The sequence below is a fragment of the Streptomyces sp. MMS24-W38 genome, assembly GCF_059889265.1.
In genome coordinates, this window is record NZ_JCBCPP010000001.1 from 675,601 (window position 1) to 693,740 (window position 18,140).

An 18,140-nucleotide genomic window follows, 5' to 3' on the forward strand; every position below is an offset into this window, starting at 1 on the left:
CGTCACGGCCGGGGCACGTTGCGCAGGTTGGAACGCGCCATCTGGAGCATCCGGCCGACCCCGCCGTCCAGCACCATCTTCGACGCGGACAGCGCGAAGCCGCTCACCATCTCGGCGCTGATCTTCGGGGGGATGGACAGCGCGTTGGGATCGGTGACGACGTCGACGAGGGCCGGGCCCTCGTGCTTGAACGCCGACTTCAGGGCCCCGGCGAGGTCCTTCGGCTTCTCCACCCGCACCCCGTGCGCGCCGCAGGCGCGGGCCACGGCGGCGAAGTCGGGGTTCTTCATGGCGGTTCCGTGCGAGGGCAGCCCGGCGACCAGCATCTCCAACTCGACCATGCTGAGCGAGGAGTTGTTGAAGAGGACGACCTTCACCGGCAGGTCGTACTGGACGAGGGTGAGGAAGTCACCCATGAGCATGGCGAATCCGCCGTCCCCGGACATCGACACGACCTGTCGGCCCCGGTCGACGAACTGCGCCCCGATCGCCATCGGCAGCGCGTTCGCCATCGAGCCGTGGGAGAACGAACCGATGACCCGGCGGCGGCCGTTGGGCGAGACGTAGCGGGCCGCCCAGACGTTGCACATCCCGGTGTCCACAGTGAACACCGCGTCGTCGTCGGCGAGTTCGTCCAGCACGGAGGCCACGTACTCGGGGTGGATCGGCACGTGCTTCTCGACCTTCCGCGTGTACGCCTTCACCACCCCCTCCAGCGCGTCCGCGTGCTTCTTCAGCATCCGGTCGAGGAACCTGCGGTCGTCCTTGGCCTTGACCCTCGGGGTCAGACAGCGCAGCGTCTCCCGCACGTCGCCCCACACCGCGAGGTCCAGTTTCGAGCGGCGGCCGAGGTTCTCGGGCCGCACGTCGACCTGGACGATCTTCACGTCGTCGGGGAGGAAGGCGTTGTACGGGAAGTCGGTGCCGAGCAGGATCAGCAGGTCGCACTCGTGGGTGGCCTCGTAGGCGGCGCCGTATCCGAGCAGCCCGCTCATGCCGACGTCGTACGGATTGTCGTACTGGATCCACTCCTTGCCGCGCAGGGCGTGCCCGACCGGGGACTTGATCTTCTGGGCGAACTCCATGACCTCGGCGTGCGCGCCCTGTGTACCGGCGCCGCAGAAGAGGGTGACCTTCCCGGCCGCGTCGATCATGTCGACGAGCCGGTCGATCTCGGCGTCGCCGGGCCGGACCGTGGGCCGGGAGGTGACCAGGGCGGTCTCGGCGGCCTTCTCCGGGGCGGCGTGGTCGGCGATGTCACCGGGCAGGGTGACGACGCTGACGCCGGAGCGGCCCACCGCGTTCTGGATGGCGGTGTGCAGCAGCCGGGGCATCTGCTGGGGACTGGAGATCATCTCGCTGTAGTGACTGCACTCGCGGAACAGCTGGTCGGGATGGGTCTCCTGGAAGTAGCCGAGGCCGATCTCGCTGGACGGGATGTGCGAGGCGAGGGCGAGGACCGGGGCCATGGACCGGTGGGCGTCGTACAGCCCGTTGATGAGGTGGAGGTTGCCGGGCCCGCAGGAGCCGGCGCAGGCGGTGAGCCGGCCGGTGATCTGGGCCTCGGCACCGGCGGCGAAGGCGGCGGTCTCCTCGTGCCGGACGTGGACCCAGTCGATGGCGGAGTTGCGGCGCACGGCGTCGACCACGGGGTTGAGGCTGTCGCCGACGACGCCGTAGAGGCGCTTGACTCCCGCGCGGGTCAGGATGTCGACGAACTGTTCCGCGACGTTCTGTTTGGCCATGGCTCTCGTGTGCCCCTTCGGTGTCCGTGAATCCCTCGGGCCTGCGGGCTTCCGGGTCTCCCTCCGGGGTCCATGAATTCACACCTGTCGCGCTCACGCCTCCCAGACGGCGACGGCCGTACGGTCGTCCGCGTACCCCTTGACCCGTACCTGGGTGTCGGCGAGGAACGCGGCGAGGCCCGGCGGTTCGGGTCGGGACCACCGCTCGGCCAGGTGGGACCGGAGTTCTCGCTCGCCGCGCAGCGGATCGGCGAGGCCCGCACTGCACAGCAGGAGGGTGTCACCCTCACGGGCTATGGAGGTGCGGAAGCGGAAGAGTTCGCGCGGGGGGCCGGGGGCGGGCTCGTACGGGCTCGGGGGCGTCGGGATGCCGAGGTCCATGGTGAGCCGGTCGCCCTCGGGGGTCTCGGAGGGCGGCGAGCCGAAGCCCATCACGGCCCCTCCCCTGGCCTCGGCGGCCTCCGGTTCGATGTCCTGCCACGCGCCGTCCCGCAGCCGGAACAGGCCGCCGGTGCCGACGCCGAAGAACACCCGGGTACGGCATTCGGGGTCGGCGGGCAGCAGGAGGCAGCGCAGGGTGGCCCCGTACGCCTCGGGTTCGAGACCCTGCTCGGCGGCGCCCGCGCGGAGCCTGCCGAGGGTGCGGTCGGTGAGTCGGTGCAGCCCGGACTTGAGTTCGCCGCGCCGGGCGGCCCTGATGTCCTCGGCGAGGCGGGAATGACTGAGGCCCACCGCCCTGCCCATCCACCGGCAGGCCTCGGCGGCCGCGCGGTGTGCGCCGGGGGTGGCCCGTACGCCGGTCGCGACCGCCACCAGCACCAGTGCCCGGTCCCCGTTGCCGAACCGGGCGGTCAGCAGGGCGTCCCGCCGCGGTTCGCCCCGGTGGCGCGCGAAGTCGCCCCGTACGGACGCGGCCCGCAGGGTGCAGGCCCCGTACCGGGCGCCGTCCAGCACGGTGTCCGGGACCAGGTCGTCCAGTTCGTGGGGGTCTGCGGCGGGCAGCGCGGTGGGTTCGGCGTCGTAGGTGGGCGGCCGGGAGCCCACATGACCGCGCGGCACCGGCGGCGCTCCGGCGGGGCGGGCGAGACGCTGTGCACGGGGGTCGGCGGGGACATCGGCGAGGGTGGGCGTGGCCTCGGCGGCGGGCCCGGTCGGCCGCTCGTTCACCGTGCCGGCCGCGGAGTCGAAGCGGTCGTCGAGGGAGTCGGCCGCGGGCGCGGAGCCCGTGTCATCACCGGCGTCGTCGTACAACTGCCCCCACCAGTCGTCCTCGTGACCGGCGGACCCGCCCCCCTGCTCGCTCATACCCTCAATTCTCCACCGCGAGGGTCCGATGGAAACGGGGCATCAGGAAATCCGTCCCCGGTGCCGGGCGGCGACGGCGCGCCACCCGCCACCTGGAACGTCCGTTCTACAGGAGTGGCCTGTGCGGGTCCGGCGCACCTGGTCTGCGCCTTTCGTCGCCCTCCGGCACCCTGGACGGATGGGAGCGTGGGACCTCCTGCTGACCGGACTGGTGATCCTGTTCGGCCTGTGCGGAGTACTGCTGCCCGGGGTGCCGGGGTCGTGGCTGGTGTGGGCCGGGACCCTCTGGTGGGCCCTGAAGGACCCGCGGCCCGTGGCGTGGTGGGTGCTCGTCGGGGCGACCGTCGCCCTGCTCCTCTCCCAGGTGGTCCGCTGGACGCTGCCACCCCGCCGGCTACGGGCCGACGGGATCGAGGGGCGGGTGCTCGCGTACGCCGGCGCGGGGTCGTTCCTCGGCTTCGTCCTGGTGCCCGTGCTGGGCGCCGTCCCGGGCTTCGTAGCCGGGATCTACGCCGGCGAGCGGATCCGCCTGGGCCGCCACGGCGAAGCGGTCGCGGCGACGCGTACGGCGATGCGCGCGGGGGGCTGGAGCCTGCTGACCGAACTGTTCACCTGCCAGCTGATCACGGCGGCGTGGCTCGGCGCGGTGTTCTGGGGCTGAGAGCCCCGGACGAAACGGGCGCCCGGCTACGGACGAAGGGCCCCTTCGTGGGTGAGCAGGCGCACCTTGTGGTCCAGGCCGCCCGCGTATCCGGTCAGCGACCCGTCGGCGCCGATCACCCGGTGGCAGGGGCGCACGATCAGCAGGGGGTTGGCGCCGAGCGCGCCGCCGACGGCCCGTACGGCGGCCCGGGAGGCACCGATCCGGGCGGCGATCTCGCCGTACGACACGGTCGCCCCGTAGGGGACGTCGTCGAGCGCGGCCCAGACCCTCTCCCGGAAGGGGGTGCCGGCGGTGTGCAGCGGCAGCCGGAAATCCCTCAGCTCACCGGCGAAGTAGGCGGCGAGCTGTTCCTCCGCCGCGCGGAACGGTCCCGGGTCCTGCCTCCCGTCCGCCGGCACACCGCGACCGCCCTTCTGACCGGGCACCGAGAGCGAGGTCAGCTCCCCGTCCGGCCCGGCGGTGAGGAGCAACGGCCCGAGCGGGCTCGGCACGCTCGTCCAGTACGGGTGCGGGGTGCTCGGCGTCGTGATCGTCGTGGCCGTCGTGTTCGTCGTGGTCATCGTTACTCCAACTCCCCTGCCGTGCGCAGGTGGTTCAGTGCGTATGAGCGCCAGGGGCGCCAGCTGTCGGGCAGCTCCGGACCGGGCGGGGCCACGTCCGGGTCGCCGAGGGCACGGGTGCGGATCTCGGCGATGGTACGGGCGTCCAGGCCGGGAACGGCGCGCAGGGCGTCCGCTGCGTCGTCCCGGTCGGCGCCGGGGTCGAGGCGTACGGTGCCGTCCGCGAGGGCGGCGGTGAGCGCGCCCAGGGCGCCACCGGGTTCGGCCTTGGCGAGGACGGCCGGTTCGGGGAAGAGGTGGGTGAGGCTCCCGTAGGGGGCGTCGAGCCTCTTGCCGTACCGCTGGACCAGCCGCGCGGCCTCCTCGCGGCCCGCCAGGGCCCGTACCGCGGGTTCCTCCGGGTCGGCGGTGCCCGGCGAGCGCAGTCCGGGCCGGGCGGCGACCAGCGGGGCGAGCCGCGCGTCGGCGCCGAGCCGTTCGTCCACGGCGTACGGGTCCGCGTCCAGGTCGAAGAGGCGGCGCAGCCGCTGGACGGCGGTGGTCAGGTCCCGGAGGTCGGTCAGGTGGACACGGGCGTCGAGCCAGCCGCCGGGGCGGGCGGCGGAGCCGGTGCGCGTGGTCCCGGGACGTTCGTCGACGGCGGTGACGCCGATGCCGTACGGGAGCCGCAGGGTGCGCCGGTAGGTGCGGGCACCCGGGATTCCGGTGACCTCCTCGACGCCCGGGACCGCCTCGCGTTCCAGCAGGTCGAAGACGGGGCGGTGCTGGTACGGGCCGCGGTGGGCGAGCCGCACGGGGATGCCCGCCGTGGGTGCGGCCGTACGGCGGGCGGCGGCCCGGCCGCGGCCGGGTGCGGCGGCGCGCAGTGCGGTGGGGGTCGCGGCGTACACGGCCCGGACGGTGTCGTTGAACTGCCGCACGCTGGCGAACCCGGCGGCGAAGGCGATCTCGGTGATCGGTAGCCCGGTGGTCTGCAGCAGCACGCGTGCGGTGTGCGCGCGCTGCGCGCGGGCGAGGGCGACGGGACCGGCGCCCAGTTCGCCGGTGAGCTGGCGCTGCACCTGGCGGGCGCTGTAGCCGAGCCGGGCGGCCAGTCCGGCGACGCCCTCGCGGTCGACCACGCCGTCGGCGATCAGCCGCATGGCCCGGCCCACCACGTCGGCGCGCACGTTCCACTCGGCGGAGCCGGGGACGGCGTCCGGACGGCACCGCCGGCAGGCCCGGAATCCGGCGCCCTGCGCGGCGGCGGCGGTCGCGAAGAACCGCACGTTGCGTCGTTTCGGTGTGACGGCGGGGCAGCTGGGACGGCAGTAGATCCCGGTCGTCCCGACGGCGAAGAAGAACGCCCCGTCGAACCGTCCGTCCCGGCTGCGCACCGCCTCGTACCTGCTGTCCTCGTCCATCACACCGTCCAGTCTCCGCCGGCCGGGGGAGACCGGCTGGCGGAAATCGGACAGGGAGGCGGGGTGCGGCGAGGAGTACGCCGACGGGTCAGCGCAGGCGGCCCCGCTTCGCCTCCATCGCCGCCCTGCCCACCGCCCCCTTCCGCTTCCACTCCTTGCGGATCTCCGCGCGCAGCCGCGCGTCGGTCTTGGCGACGATGCGCTGGTTCTCCCGCAGCAGCTTGCGGTAGCTCTCGAGGCGGCGTTCCGGCAGGGCGCCCGCCTCGATGGCCTCGAGGACCGCGCACCCCGGTTCGCTCTCGTGCGCGCAGTCGTGGAAACGGCAGCCCCCGGCGAGCTCCTCGATCTCGGAGAACACCTGGCCGACGCCGCTGCCAGCGTCCCAGAGCCCGACGCCCCGCAGGCCCGGGGTGTCGATGAGGACTCCCCCGCCGGGCAGGGCGAGCAGGTTGCGGGTGGTGGTGGTGTGGCGGCCCTTGCCGTCGACCTCCCGGGCCGCCTGGACGTCCATCACGTCCTCGCCGAGGAGCACGTTGGCGAGGGTGGACTTGCCCGCGCCCGACACGCCGATCAGTACCGACGTACCGCCGGAGACGACCGCGGCCAGGACGTCCAGTCCCTCGCCCTCCTGCGCGCTGACGGCGAGCACCGGGACACCGGGCGCGGCGGTCTCCACGTCCTGGACCAGATGGGCCCGGGTCACCGCGTCCGGCACCAGGTCGGCCTTGGTGAGCACGACCACCGGCTGCGCCCCGGACTCCCAGGCGAGGGCGAGGAACCGTTCGATCCGCGCCAGGTCCAGCTCGCCGGCGAGCGAGACGGCGATGACGGCGTGGTCGACGTTGGCGGCGAGGATCTGTCCCTCGGACCGCTCGGAGGAGGTGGAGCGCACGAAGGCGGTGCGCCGCGGCAGGTACGCCCGTACGTAGCGCGGAGTGCCGCCCTCCGGTTCGACGGCGACCCAGTCCCCGGTGCACACGACCCGCAGGGGGTCGCGCGGGGTGACGAACGCGGTGTCGGCCCGTACGGTCCCGTCGGCGGTGACCACGTCGCACTGCCCGCGGTCGACCCGCACCACGCGCCCGGCCAGCAGCCCTTCGGCCTCGTACGGGGCGAACGCGTCGGCCCACGTCCCGTCCCAGCCGTAGGCGGCCAGCACGGAGGACTTCGACGTGGGGAGGGAGACGGAAAAGGTGGTGGCGGAGGTGGAGAAAGAAGAGGTGGAACTCAAGGGGTGACCCTTCGCGAGGGTGGCCCCGGCGGCCGCGCGAAGACGCGCGGAACGGAAAGGTGAGGTCAGCCGGTGGCCACGGAGATGAAACGGATGGATTCCTGGATGCGGGCAGCGCCCATCACGAAGACAGCCATCGGTCACACCTCCCGTCCCTCACTCGATCCGGCGGCAGCGGACCACGGCGCATGCGCGCGCCGCTTGTGTGCTGCGGCCCTCACTGTAGGAGACCGCCGGCCAGGGGCGCCACCTGTTTAACGGGCACCCCGATGCCCAAAGGCTTCGGGCCGGGTCGCGTCACACGGTCGTGCAGGAGTGGCCGTTGAGGGTGATGTCGGAGGGCGGGGAGTTCGTGCCGTTCCAGGAGGCGATGAAGCCGAAGGCGAGCTTCCCGCCGGCGGGGACGGTCTTGTTGTAGTCGGTTGCGGTGGCGGTGACGCGGGACCCGTTCTGGCTGACGCCGGCGTCCCACATCTGGGTGACGCGCTGGCCGTCCTCGAAGGTGAAGGCCACGCGCCAGGAGTCGAGAGGCTCCGTCGTGGTGACGGTGACGGTGGCCTGGAAGCCGGCGGGCCACTGGTTGACCAGGTCGTACGCGGCGTGACAGACGGCCGGCCTGCTGGGCGCGGTGGTCCGGGGTTCGGCGGTGGCGGTGGTGCTGCCCTGGGGCTCGGGGTCGGGGTCGGGGTCGGGGTCGGGGTCGGGTTTCGCCGGGTCCGGGGCGCCTTCGGAGGGCGGTCGGGGAGTGCCGGAGGGGGCAGGGCCGGAGGCAGTGACGGAGGCGGTGGGGGCGGGCGCCGCGGGCGGGTACGGGCCCGGGTCGGCCACCGGTCCGGGGTCGGCGCCGGTGCGGATCGCGCTGTCGGCCTCCGTACCACCGAACGGCATCAGGGAGACGGCGAGGGCGAGGGCGGACACCAGGACGGCGGCGACCAGCAGCCCGTTGCGGGTGGCACGTGCCCGGCCGGTTCCGTCGGCCGGGTCGCCGCCCACGCCGGGGCCGTCGGGGCCGTCGGGGCGGCCGGGGCCGAGCCGCGCCTCGGCCGCGCGGCGGCGGCGCTCCAGATAGGCCAGGCCGCCCCAGCCGACGACCCCGCCGGTGAGGGCGCCGGGCAGCCCGCCGTCGTGCAGCCGAAGACAGGCCGCGATCTCGGCGCACCGCACGCAGGTGGCGAGGTGTTTGGACAGGTCGCCGGGGGTGTCGGCGGCGGGCGAGCGGGTGACGGCGTCCAGCAGCCGGGCGTAGCTGCGGCACTCCGCGTCCATCGGGGAGTCGAGGTGGTTGCGGTGGCACCGGTCCCGGAAGAAGCCGCGGACCTGGGCGAGTTCGTCGGCGGCGGTGTCAGGGTCGAGGCCCAGCCGACGGGCCACCAGGGGCAGCGGGAGGGACTCCGCCTCGGCCAGCCACAGCAGTTCGGCGTCGGCCTGCTGCAGATCGCGCAGTCCGCGCAGGGCGACCGGGCGCGACAGCGGCGGGCCGGTGAAGCGGGCGGCGTTCTCGGAGTGGAGCCACAGCCGCAGGTCGGGATCGAGCCGGTGTCCCTGTCCGCTCTCCTCCCAGGCTGCCGCGGTGGTGCGAACGGCGGTCAGCAGCAGGGGTATTCGGGGCAGCCTGGACGAGCGGCGGCCGGCCGCGCGTACGGTGGTCGCCTCCGCTTCGCGCACCTCGCGTATGCCCTGGGCGAACGCCTCGCGCGCCAGCTGCGCGGCGGCGGTGGAACCGGCCGTGCACAGGTCGGCGTAGGAGAGCACCGCGTCCCAGCACTCGGAGAACAGTGCCACCTCGGTGGCGTCCTGGGGGGCCGGCAGGTCGGGCATGAGTCTCCTGCATCCACGAACGAGGTCAACTCGTGACATTGACAACGCAGTTGGGGAAAACCACGGGGGCGATGGACGAGCTTTTCACGCTGTCGACACAACTGACAAGCGCTGTCTCCACTTCGCACGCCACGGCGCCCGCGCACGCCCGCGCACGCCCCCTCGGGCACCATACGCAGGAAGGGCCGGAACCGTCCCGGTTCCGGCCCTCTCGGCCTTGCTCAAGGGCCCTCGAAGGGCCCGGGAGTTCTCACGCCTCGACGGGCTCCTGCTCCGGGAGGCTGTCCATGAAGGAGCTCACGGAGAACACCGCACGGCCGGGTCCGGGCGGGCCGTAGCCGGGGGGCGAGGCCAGACCGAACTCGTCCATCGTGGCGCGGTACGCCTCGAGCAGCCGGATGTGGTACTCCAGCGGCGCTCCCTGCGGGTTGGCCTTGCCGAGCGGGGTCGTCGGCTCGGGGCACCAGGTGGTGAAGCGGGGCGTGATGCCGTGCGACATGAAGAAGCGCAGGCCCTCGGTGGTCGAGGCGATGGCCTCGTCGACGGTGGCGAAGCCGAACGGCTCGGACATCTCCACGCCCGCCACGAAGTTGGGAATGACGTTGCGCGCGCCGAAGACGTCCGCGGAGTCCAGGATGCGCCTGTGCCACTCGTCGCGGCCGACGTAGCGCTCCTTGCCCGGGCAGTACAGCTCGAACAGACGGCGGTCCCACACCTCGTAGTTGGGGTGGTAGATCTGCACGCCGTAGTCCTTGAAGCGCTGCACGTCGTCCTTGGGCAGCGCCTGGGCGACGACCTTGCCGATCCAGCGGCCGGGGAAGCGCTCCTCGATGGCCTTGGCGTAGTGCCCGTAGAAGTCGGCCTCATCACGGCCGGCGACCGTCTTGGTGATCGCGCCGCCGGTGAGGGTGTAGGCGGTGGACGCCTTCGCCGTGTCGTACCGGTCGATGATCTCCAGGGCCTCGAGGACCTCCTCGACGTCCTTGACCCCGGTGTAGGGACGGCCGGCCGCCTTGTGCTGGCGCCAGTTGTGATTGATGTCGCAGTACTGGCACTCCTCCTTGGCACCGAAGTACTGGCAGACCCGGAAGACGGTCAGGTAGATCAGGTAGCCCCACTGGATGGTCGGGGCCACCTCCATGACGGACTTCCCGTTGGCGAGGGTGTGCCGGTAGTACTCGGGCATCGGCGGCACGCCGACGTCGGCGATGCGCTTCCCGTCGAGGTAGAGGCCGAGCACGCCGTCCTCGTTCGCGGCGACCCGGTACGGGGAGGCCGGGTTCACCCGGACGGAGACGACCGTCCGGCGCAGGTCGTAGGGGCCGCCGGTGAGGATGATCTCCTCGGGCGGGCGCCGCAGCGCGGCCTCGCCCAGCTCGGGCAGCGTGCCGTGGTCGAAGGAGAAGATGAAGTACGACTTCGGTTTGACCTCGCCGTTCTCGTTGTCGCTCAGCGCGGACGAGTCGAAGGCGACACCGCCCCGGAGCAGGTCCTCCTTGAAGACGGCCTCGCGCGGCACGTGCGGGAACCGCTCCATAAGATCCTCGACCAGCGCGGTCCGGCTGCCCATCCCGTGTCTCCTTCCGGCTCGGACGTACGACTCCCGGCTCGGACGTACGACTCCTCACGGTATGCCCCCGGCCCCCTCGGGTGTGCAACCGGGTCCGGTGAACGGTCCGGCGGCCCCCGGCATCGGGGCCGGTCGGCGCGGTGATGTGATGTCCCCGACACGCTCGACGACTCGGGGAGGGGCCGCCGCATGACCGGGACCGTGACCAACTGGGCCGGCAACATCACGTACGCCGCCGAGGAGCTGAACCGCCCGCACACCCTGGACGCGCTGCGCGCGCTGGTCGCCGGGAGCTCCCGGGTGCGGGTCCTGGGCAGCGGGCACTCCTTCAACGAGATCGCCGAGGCCGGCGCGGACGGCGTCCTGCTCTCCCTCGACGCGCTGCCCCCGCAGATCGACGTGGACACGGCGGCCAAGGCGGTCCGGGTCGGCGGCGGTGTGCGGTACGCCGAGCTGGCCCGGCAGGTGCACCGGCACGGACTGGCGCTGGCGAACATGGCGTCGCTCCCGCACATCTCGGTGGCCGGCTCGGTCGCCACCGGCACGCACGGCTCCGGTGTCGGCAACGGCCCGCTCGCCTCGTCCGTGCGCACGGTGGAACTGGTCACGGCGGACGGCTCGACGGTACGGATCGACCGCGGGGACGAAGCGCGGTTCGGCGGGGCGGTCACCTCGCTCGGCGCGCTCGGTGTGGTCACCGCACTCGCCCTGGACCTGACGCCCGCCTACGACGTCGAACAGCATCTGTTCACCGAGCTCCCGCAGGCCGGGCTGGACGCCGCCACCTTCGAGAAGGTGATGTCGGCCGCGTACAGCGTGAGCCTGTTCACCGACTGGGACGCGCCGGGCTTCCGGCAGGTGTGGGTGAAGCGGCGCACGGACCAGCCGCTGCCGGACTTCCCCTGGGCCGCGCCCGCGACCGAGAAACTGCACCCCGTGCCCGGCATGCCGGCGGTGAACTGCACGGAGCAGTTCGGTGTACCGGGGCCCTGGCACGAGCGGCTGCCGCACTTCCGCGCGGAGTTCACCCCGAGCAGCGGGTCGGAGCTGCAGTCGGAGTACCTGCTGCCGCGCCGGTTCGCCCTCGACATGCTGCACGCGATCGACGGGATCCGGGAGGCCGTCTCCCCCGTGCTGCAGACCTGCGAGGTGCGGACGGTGGCCGCCGACAACCAGTGGCTCAGCCCCTGCTACGGCCGGGACACCGTGGCCGCCCACTTCACCTGGGTGGCGGACACCCCGGCCGTGCTGCCCGTGGTGCGGCGGCTGGAGGAGGCGCTGGCGCCCTTCGAGGCGCGACCGCACTGGGGGAAGGTGTTCACCACGCCGACGGCCGACCTGCGCGCCCGCTACCCGCGCCTGGACGACTTCCGGACCCTGGCCCGGTCCCTGGACCCCGCGGGGAAGTTCACCAACACGTTCGTCCGGGACGTCCTGGGCGAGTGAGCGACCGAGCGACTGGAACCGACTTCATGAAGCCCCTTTCCAAACCCCGTCCGCCGACCCCGAGATCACCGGCGAGGAGTGGATGTCCTTCCCGTCCGACATCCAGTGGGGCTACGTCACCGAACCGTTCGACGATCCCGCGGTCGCCTTCGCCCGCTCCCTCTGGAACTCGGCGGTCGTCAAAACCCTCCACACGGCCGGCACCCTGCTGTTCTGCTCGCTCGCCGGATACGGACTGGCCCGCATCCCCTACCGGCACGCCGACAAGGTTCTCTACGCAGTGCCGGGAACCCTGATGGTTCCGACCGCGGGCGCCTTCGTCCCCGTTTCGTGCTGGTCCCGTCCCTCAGCCGGGTGGACAGCTACTGGGGCCTGATCATCCCGGGTCTCTCCAGCGGATTCTTGCGAGGGACTTCGGGGGCAGCCCCGGGAGGAACCGCATCCTCGTGCATCGCGGCACGGAGCGCCGCGATGTCGCTGTGTCCGTCCGGCCGCGCAGCGGCCAGATCTTGTTCGCGGGGCAGGACGAGTCGGACCCGGTAGTGCCGGGTTTCACTCGATGGGATGGCCGGTGGGGAACGCGTGCTGCGGCGTCGTGCGGGTGTCTGCGATCGGTGATCGTGAAGCCGGTCGTGCGGGTCAGACTCCTGCCGACGCCGGTGCAGGCGGCGGCGCCGGAGGCGACCCTGCGCGCCTGCAACGAGACCGCCACCTGGGTGGCCGAGGTCGCCTTCGCCGAGAAGGCGATGAAACCCCTGGCCCTTCGCGAACACACCTACCAGCAGGTCAAGACACGATGAGGGCTCGGAGAGGAAGGCCGCCCAGATGGCGGCCTTCCTCTCCGACGGCGAGGGCCGACGGGTCCGGGTCTCCTCGTCGGCGTAGCTCAGTCGGTACCCCGGAATATGTGCTGGTCGGGAGCGTCCGGCTCCTCACCGGCCAGGAGGGCCGGGCGCACGGGCCGTAACGGGCGCTGCGGTTTGGCCGGGCGCGCGAGCAGGAGCGAACACGTGCACGTCGTCGGGCCCGGGACGTTGTCGTGGTCGAGCATGAGGTTCGGCATGGTGCCTCCCGCGTTCATAGGGCCGCCCCCACAGGCCGACGCTGCGGGACCGCCGCGTCGCGTGCGAGGAGGCACTCCTCCAGGAATCCGCAGACCCGCAGGTGGTAGGTGCGGGCCGCCCAGCCGAGGCTGATGTTGTGGCCCGCGTCGGGCTGGTGGTCGACGCGCACCGGGGCCGACACGAACGGCCGGGTCAGGTCCGCCACCGCCTCCTCGTCGTACCGCCACCACTGCTCCTGCTCGGCGAACGTGAAGCGGACGGGGACCCGGACCCGTGCGGCCAGCTCCGGATACAGCTCCGGCCACGACCGTCCCTGCGCCGCCTCGATCTCCGGGACCTGCGAGAGGAGCGCCTGCCCGAGCCGGAAGGCGTTCGGCGGGTAGAGGCGCAGGGCGCCCCAGTGCTTGCGCCACTCGCCCTGGCCGCCGGGTCCGGGGAGTTGGTGCGGGGCGACGGCGAGGCGGTTGCCGAGTCCGGAGATGTCCATGCCGATCAGCACGTCCCCGAACGCGCCGGCGGCCGCCAGCGCGAGTTTGCCTCCGTAGCTGTGGGCGACGAGGAACAGGCCGGCCCCGGTGACGTACCGCGCCGAGAAGTCGGCCAGCGCGGCGCGCAGGACCGGGGCCGAGTCCGCCAGGGCCAGACCGCGGGGCAGCCGCGCGGCGGAGAGTCCGTAACCGGGCCGGTCGACGGCGAGCACGGTGTAGCCGAGCTGGGCTCCCAGCGCGAGGAGGGAGAGGCCGGGGCGGGCACGGTTGTCGAAGTAACCGGCGCGCATGCCTCCACCGTGCAGGGCGACGAGGACCGCGCGCGGCGCCGCGTCCACCGGCTCGGCGAGCAGCGCGGACAGGGTGAGGCCGTCGGCGTGCAGGGTCGTCGCGCGGACCTGCGGTGCCGCGACGGCGACAGGCGACAGCTGGGGCATCGGATCGGAACTCCTTTGGCACGGAGGGATGGACCAGAAGCTGCGGGCCCGCTCAGGACATACGGCTCCCCGACACCCTCCAGTCGCGCGGATCGCGGTGCGGGACCGCTCGTTCCGGGCGGCGCCAGCCGGCCGTGCGCGGGGTCCCGGCGCCGTCGTCCGCGTGGGTGCCGGTCGCCGCGAGCCGGCTCAGCAGGACGGCGGTCAGGGCCGCGAGGTCGGCGGCGGTGGGCTGTCCGCTGACGATCCGGAAGGTGGCGGCGGTCTCGCGACCGGGCGCGGTCACTGCGGCGGTCTCGCCGCCGGGCGCGGTCACTGCGGCGGGTTGCCGTGCTTGCGCGACGGCAGGTCGGCGTGTTTGTGGCGCAGCATCGCCAGCGACCGGATGATGATCCGCCGGGTCTGGCGCGGGTCGATCACATCGTCCACCAGGCCGCGTTCGGCCGCGTAGTACGGGTGCATCAACTCCACCTGGTACTCCTTGATCTTCTGCTGCCGCACCGCCTCCGGGTCCTCCGCCTCGTTGATCTCGCGGCGGAAGATGACGTTGGCCGCGCCCTCCGCACCCATGACGGCGATCTCGTTCGAGGGCCAGGCGAGCGCGAGGTCGGTTCCGATGGAGCGGGAGTCCATGACGATGTACGCGCCGCCGTACGCCTTGCGCAGGACGAGCGAGACCCGCGGGACGGTGGCGTTGCAGTACGCGTAGAGCAGCTTCGCGCCCCGCCGGATGATGCCGTTGTGCTCCTGGTCCACGCCCGGCAGGAAGCCCGGTACGTCGATCAGCGTGACCAGGGGAATGTTGAAGGCGTCGCAGAATTGGACGAAACGCGCAGCCTTCTCGGAGGCGTTGATGTCCAGGACGCCCGCGGAGGAGGCGGGCTGGTTGGCGACGATGCCCACGACCTCGCCGCCCATCCGCGACAGGGCGCAGACGATGTTGGTGGCCCAGGCCGGATGCACCTCGAAGTAGTCGCCGTCGTCGACGATCTCCTCGATCACGGTCCGGATGTCGTAGACCCGCTGCGGATCGTCGGGCACCAACTCCAGCAGCCGGTCGGTGGGCCGGTCCACCGGGTCGGTCACCGGAGCGCCCGGGGGCAGGTCCCGGTTGTTGGCGGGCAGCAGCGACAGCAGGTGGCGGACGTCCTCCATGCAGGTGCGGACGTCGTCGTACGCGAAGTGCGCCACGCCGGAGGTCGAGCCGTGCACATCGGCTCCGCCCAGTCCGTTCTGGCTGATCTTCTCGCCGGTCACGGACTCCACGACGTCCGGGCCGGTGATGAACATCTGGGCGATCCCGCGGACCATGAAGACGAAGTCGGTCAGTGCCGGTGAGTAGGCGGCGCCGCCCGCGCACGGGCCGAGCATGACGGAGATCTGCGGGATCACGCCGGACGCCTTGGTGTTGCGGAGGAAGATGCCGCCGTATCCGGCGAGCGCGGAGACTCCCTCCTGGATGCGGGCGCCCGCGCCGTCGTTGAGCGAGACCAGCGGCGCGCCGGCCGACAGGGCCATGTCCATGATCTTGTGGATCTTGGCCGCGTGCGCCTCGCCCAGCGCGCCTCCGAAGATCCGGAAGTCGTGCGCGTACAGGAAGACGGTCCGGCCGTGGACCGTGCCCCAGCCGGTGATGACCCCGTCCGTGTAAGGTCGCTTGTCCTCCAGGCCGAAGCCGGTGGCACGGTGCCGGCGCAACGGCTCGACCTCGGTGAACGTGCCCTCGTCCAGGAGCAGGTCGATTCGTTCGCGGGCGGTCAGCTTGCCCTTGGCGTGCTGGCGTTCGGTGGCCCGCGGGTCGGGCCCCTTGTGGGCCTCCTCCTTGATCAGGCCGAGTTCCTCCAGGCGCTCCATGGCCGTCCAGTGGCCGCGCGCGGCGAGCCGGGTGGCGGCGGCCCGTGACGTGAGCCGAGAGGTGGTTTGTGCGGTGGTCTTCTCGTCGGTCGACATGGGTGCACGCTCCTCAACGTGAGCTTCGGGTGATCGTGCTGCCGGAGTTCGGGCCCGGGGCGCCGTCGCTGTACGGGGACTCCTCGGGCAGCCACCGGAGGGTGCCGTGTTCCGGGCGGTCGCCGGGCACCGCGATCGCCGCCGCGTGCTCCGGCCCGGCGGGAAGGTCCAGGACTGCCCAACGGGCCGGCCTGCGCCGCAGGTCGGACCCCAGGTAGTCGGTGCGCGGATGGTGGGAGAGGCCGGTGCCGAGCGCCTTGAGGTACGCCTCCTCACGGGTCCGCAACCGGCCGAAGTGCGCCCGGCGCTCGCCCGGCGGCGCGGCCTCCAGCTCCGCCTGCTCTCCCGGATGCAGTGCGCGGGCGCACGCCTCCACGGTCTCCGGTGACGGCAGCCGTTCCACGTCGACGCCGATGACGCGCGGAGCGACCGCGACGGCGATCAGGCCCCGACTGTACGCCAGGGAGAAGTGCAGCGGCGGTCCGCCGGCTGGGACCACGGCGGGCCGGCCGTGCGGCCCCGCGCAGCCGGGAGAGGGATCCCGTACGAACGTGAGGGCGGCGGGCGGCCAATCGAGGTGGCCGCCGAGCAGCCGCCGCAGCAGCACGGTGTGCGCGGTCGCGTACGCGGCCCGGTCGGCGGGACGCACGAAGGAGGCCGCGCGCCGGAGTTCGGCGGCGCTGAGTCCTCCGGCGGTCTGGTCCGGCAGGCCGGGAAGAGGCGGGCGCACGAGCCGGACGTCCACGTGGCCTGGGGCGGGGCGGCGGTGGGCCGGTGAGGGTGGGAGCGGAGGCGTGCGCGGCGTCCATGGATGTCCCTGGGGGCCGAGGGGCCTGGGACCGAGGGCCAGGGCCTGGGGGCCGCCGACCTGTGGCCTGGAGCCGGGGCTGTGGTCCGGTGCGCTCAGTGGGGCCCGGAGCCACCGCACGGACGCCCGGTCCGTCCGCGCCGCACACGGACCGTCAGGGCGGTCCCGTACGCCGAAAGCGCAGGCCGGTGAGTGCGGTGAGCAGGCCGAGGCCTCCGATCGCGGCCACCACGGTCAGCGCCGGGCGACAGGCCGCCGCGATCTCCGCCGGGACCGCTCCGGCCGGTGGAGTCCACGCCGTGAGCAGCGCGGCCACCAGGGCCACCGAGAGCGTGGCGCCGACCTGGACGCCGGTCTGGTAGAGGCCGCTGGCCGCTCCCCGTTCGGCGGGCGGCAGTTGAGAGGTCGCCTGGCTGTTCAGCGCGGCGAAGGAGAGCACGAAACCGGCCCCCACCAGCAGCATCGTCGGCAGGATTCCGGTGGCGTACGCCAGTGGCCAGGGCGTGCGCAGGTACAGCAGGTAGCCCGCGAACGGGAGCAGCGCACCGGCCGCGATCAGGCGCGGTGCGCCGAAGCGGGCGACGATCCGTCCGGAGTGCAGCGCGGTCACCACCAGCGGAGCCGCGGCCGGCAGGAAGGCGGCCGCGGTCCGCAGTGGAGACCAGCCCGCCAGACTCTGGAGCTGGTGACCGGCGATGAACAGCATCCCCAGATAAGAGCCGTTGAGGCAGGTCGCGCCGAGCGCCGAGCGGATCATCGCGCCGCTGCGGAGCGCGGCGAACCGTACGAGCGGCTCGGCCGAGGCGCGTTCGAGGGCGACGAAGAGGCTGAGCAGCACTCCGGTCAGGACCAGCAGGCCGGTGGAGCGGAGGTCGGCCCAGCCGTGCGCGGGCACCGAGGTGATGCCCTGGACCAGAGCGAGCAGGGCTACGAGGAACGCGACCGCGCTCGCGAAGCCGTAACGCCGCCGCGCCGCGCCGGACGGCGGCTGTGCCGTCCCGCCGCCCGGCCGCTCCGCACCGTCCTGTGTCGAGCCCGGGATCAGCCGCAGGCCCAGAACGAACAGCACCAGGACCGCCGGGGCCGGAAAGGCGAAGGTCAGGCGCCAACTGAAGCCGGTCAGCCAGCCGGAGAGCAGCAGCCCGGCGGTGAATCCTCCGGCACCGAAGAGGGTGTAGACGGACAGGGCCCGGTTCCGCGGCGTGCCTTCCGGGAAGGTGGTGGCGATGATCGCGAGCCCGGTGGGTGCGGTCAGCGCCGCGCAGAAGCCCTTCACCACCCGGGTGGCGGTGAGGAGCGAGGGGTCCTCGGCGAGCGCGCCGATCAGCGAGGCGGCGGCGAAGCCGAGGAGGGCGGCGAGGTAGACCCGGCGGCGGCCCAGCAGCGCCACGACACGGGCGCCGAACAGCATCAGGCCGCCGAAGCCGACGGCGAATCCGGTGATCGTCCACTGCGTCGTGGTGAGCGACGCGCCGAGGTCCGTGCCGATCGCGGGCAGCGCCACGAGCGCCACGGACACCTCGAGCGCGTCGATGAGCATGTTGCCGGCGAGCACGACCAGCAGCCCCCACATCCGGGGGCTCCACGGTGCGTGTGCCGGGGCGGGTGCGGTGTGCGAGGGTACGAAGGAACTGGTCATGGTCCGGCGCTC

16 protein-coding genes and 1 pseudogene are annotated in these 18,140 nt (G+C 72.9%); 4 read left to right on the top strand and 13 right to left on the bottom strand.

All coding sequences use genetic code 11. From position 1 onward, the window contains the following. Positions 1–2 precede the first annotated feature (2 nt). Both AC6F7H_RS02055 and AC6F7H_RS02060 read right to left on the bottom strand, forming a co-directional pair. Entirely contained in the window at positions 3–1,745 is a 1,743-nt protein-coding gene (locus tag AC6F7H_RS02055) for a pyruvate dehydrogenase (protein ID WP_500754806.1), read from the bottom strand. Positions 1,746–1,838: 93 nt separating this feature from the next. Next, positions 1,839–3,050: a protein phosphatase 2C domain-containing protein gene (locus tag AC6F7H_RS02060; protein ID WP_500754808.1), complete on the bottom strand. Its 1,212-nt coding sequence runs from the start codon at positions 3,048–3,050 to the stop codon at positions 1,839–1,841. 178 nt (positions 3,051–3,228) lie between these two features. Between AC6F7H_RS02060 and AC6F7H_RS02065 the strand changes: the two genes are divergently transcribed. Further along, positions 3,229–3,711: a DUF456 domain-containing protein gene (locus AC6F7H_RS02065; protein WP_500754809.1), complete on the top strand. Its 483-nt coding sequence runs from the start codon at positions 3,229–3,231 to the stop codon at positions 3,709–3,711. 26 nt (positions 3,712–3,737) lie between these two features. Here AC6F7H_RS02065 and AC6F7H_RS02070 read toward each other — a convergent pair whose 3' ends face one another. From AC6F7H_RS02070 to AC6F7H_RS02090, 5 genes are all read right to left on the bottom strand, one after another. Continuing rightward, the gene (locus AC6F7H_RS02070; protein WP_500754810.1) at positions 3,738–4,274 is read right to left on the bottom strand and encodes a methylated-DNA--[protein]-cysteine S-methyltransferase; all 537 of its coding nucleotides are present in this window, start codon (positions 4,272–4,274) and stop codon (positions 3,738–3,740) included. 2 nt (positions 4,275–4,276) lie between these two features. Further along, positions 4,277–5,677 (bottom strand): AlkA N-terminal domain-containing protein, encoded by a 1,401-nt coding sequence (locus tag AC6F7H_RS02075; RefSeq protein WP_500754811.1) that lies wholly within the window; start codon positions 5,675–5,677, stop codon positions 4,277–4,279. Between the two features lie 88 nt (positions 5,678–5,765). Continuing rightward, positions 5,766–6,836: a ribosome small subunit-dependent GTPase A gene (gene rsgA, locus AC6F7H_RS02080; protein WP_500761624.1), complete on the bottom strand. Its 1,071-nt coding sequence runs from the start codon at positions 6,834–6,836 to the stop codon at positions 5,766–5,768. 369 nt (positions 6,837–7,205) lie between these two features. Then, positions 7,206–8,726, bottom strand: a complete 1,521-nt coding sequence (locus tag AC6F7H_RS02085; protein ID WP_500754812.1) for a cellulose binding domain-containing protein — start codon at positions 8,724–8,726, stop codon at positions 7,206–7,208. Positions 8,727–8,976: 250 nt separating this feature from the next. Continuing rightward, entirely contained in the window at positions 8,977–10,296 is a 1,320-nt protein-coding gene (locus AC6F7H_RS02090; RefSeq protein ID WP_500754814.1) for a radical SAM protein, read from the bottom strand. A gap of 189 nt (positions 10,297–10,485) precedes the next feature. On the opposite strand from AC6F7H_RS02090, the gene AC6F7H_RS02095 reads away from it, so the two are divergent. From AC6F7H_RS02095 to AC6F7H_RS02105, 3 genes and pseudogenes are all read left to right on the top strand, one after another. After that, positions 10,486–11,742, top strand: a complete 1,257-nt coding sequence (locus AC6F7H_RS02095; RefSeq protein ID WP_500754816.1) for an FAD-binding protein — start codon at positions 10,486–10,488, stop codon at positions 11,740–11,742. A gap of 55 nt (positions 11,743–11,797) precedes the next feature. After that, positions 11,798–12,144 (top strand): annotated as a pseudogene (locus AC6F7H_RS02100) (ABC transporter permease family protein); the annotation flags it as partial. Positions 12,145–12,374: 230 nt separating this feature from the next. Next, a complete protein-coding gene (locus AC6F7H_RS02105) occupies positions 12,375–12,542 on the top strand; it encodes a hypothetical protein (RefSeq protein WP_500754817.1) in 168 nt (55 codons plus the stop codon). Positions 12,543–12,628: 86 nt separating this feature from the next. Here AC6F7H_RS02105 and AC6F7H_RS02110 read toward each other — a convergent pair whose 3' ends face one another. The 6 genes from AC6F7H_RS02110 to AC6F7H_RS02135 all read right to left on the bottom strand — a co-directional run bounded on the left by AC6F7H_RS02110 (position 12,629) and on the right by AC6F7H_RS02135 (position 18,128). Beyond that, positions 12,629–12,805 carry a hypothetical protein gene (locus tag AC6F7H_RS02110; RefSeq protein WP_500754818.1) on the bottom strand — a complete coding sequence of 59 codons (177 nt, stop codon included), beginning with the start codon at positions 12,803–12,805 and terminating at the stop codon, positions 12,629–12,631. Positions 12,806–12,819: 14 nt separating this feature from the next. Next, positions 12,820–13,731: an alpha/beta hydrolase gene (locus tag AC6F7H_RS02115; RefSeq protein ID WP_500754819.1), complete on the bottom strand. Its 912-nt coding sequence runs from the start codon at positions 13,729–13,731 to the stop codon at positions 12,820–12,822. A 52-nt stretch (positions 13,732–13,783) separates the two neighbouring features. Next, on the bottom strand, positions 13,784–14,047 hold the full coding sequence (locus tag AC6F7H_RS02120; RefSeq protein ID WP_500754821.1) for an acyl-CoA carboxylase epsilon subunit: 264 nt from the start codon (positions 14,045–14,047) through the stop codon (positions 13,784–13,786). Beyond that, on the bottom strand, positions 14,044–15,681 hold the full coding sequence (locus AC6F7H_RS02125) for an acyl-CoA carboxylase subunit beta (protein ID WP_500754823.1): 1,638 nt from the start codon (positions 15,679–15,681) through the stop codon (positions 14,044–14,046). Before AC6F7H_RS02125 ends, AC6F7H_RS02120 begins: the two co-directional genes overlap by 4 nt. A gap of 13 nt (positions 15,682–15,694) precedes the next feature. Beyond that, positions 15,695–16,411: a 4'-phosphopantetheinyl transferase family protein gene (locus AC6F7H_RS02130; RefSeq protein WP_500754824.1), complete on the bottom strand. Its 717-nt coding sequence runs from the start codon at positions 16,409–16,411 to the stop codon at positions 15,695–15,697. A 232-nt stretch (positions 16,412–16,643) separates the two neighbouring features. Beyond that, positions 16,644–18,128, bottom strand: coding sequence for an MFS transporter (locus AC6F7H_RS02135; RefSeq protein WP_500754825.1), 1,485 nt, complete (start codon positions 18,126–18,128; stop codon positions 16,644–16,646). Between the last annotated feature and the right edge of the window lie 12 nt (positions 18,129–18,140).

Coding starts and splice junctions, on each gene's coding strand:
- AC6F7H_RS02055 (WP_500754806.1), bottom strand. CDS start 1,745: ATGGCCAAACAGAACGTCGCGGAACAGTTCGTCGACATCCTGACCCGC.
- AC6F7H_RS02060 (WP_500754808.1), bottom strand. CDS start 3,050: ATGAGCGAGCAGGGGGGCGGGTCCGCCGGTCACGAGGACGACTGGTGG.
- AC6F7H_RS02065 (WP_500754809.1), top strand. CDS start 3,229: ATGGGAGCGTGGGACCTCCTGCTGACCGGACTGGTGATCCTGTTCGGC.
- AC6F7H_RS02070 (WP_500754810.1), bottom strand. CDS start 4,274: ATGACCACGACGAACACGACGGCCACGACGATCACGACGCCGAGCACC.
- AC6F7H_RS02075 (WP_500754811.1), bottom strand. CDS start 5,677: ATGGACGAGGACAGCAGGTACGAGGCGGTGCGCAGCCGGGACGGACGG.
- AC6F7H_RS02085 (WP_500754812.1), bottom strand. CDS start 8,726: ATGCCCGACCTGCCGGCCCCCCAGGACGCCACCGAGGTGGCACTGTTC.
- AC6F7H_RS02090 (WP_500754814.1), bottom strand. CDS start 10,296: ATGGGCAGCCGGACCGCGCTGGTCGAGGATCTTATGGAGCGGTTCCCG.
- AC6F7H_RS02095 (WP_500754816.1), top strand. CDS start 10,486: ATGACCGGGACCGTGACCAACTGGGCCGGCAACATCACGTACGCCGCC.
- AC6F7H_RS02110 (WP_500754818.1), bottom strand. CDS start 12,805: ATGCCGAACCTCATGCTCGACCACGACAACGTCCCGGGCCCGACGACG.
- AC6F7H_RS02115 (WP_500754819.1), bottom strand. CDS start 13,731: ATGCCCCAGCTGTCGCCTGTCGCCGTCGCGGCACCGCAGGTCCGCGCG.
- AC6F7H_RS02125 (WP_500754823.1), bottom strand. CDS start 15,681: ATGTCGACCGACGAGAAGACCACCGCACAAACCACCTCTCGGCTCACG.
- AC6F7H_RS02135 (WP_500754825.1), bottom strand. CDS start 18,128: ATGACCAGTTCCTTCGTACCCTCGCACACCGCACCCGCCCCGGCACAC.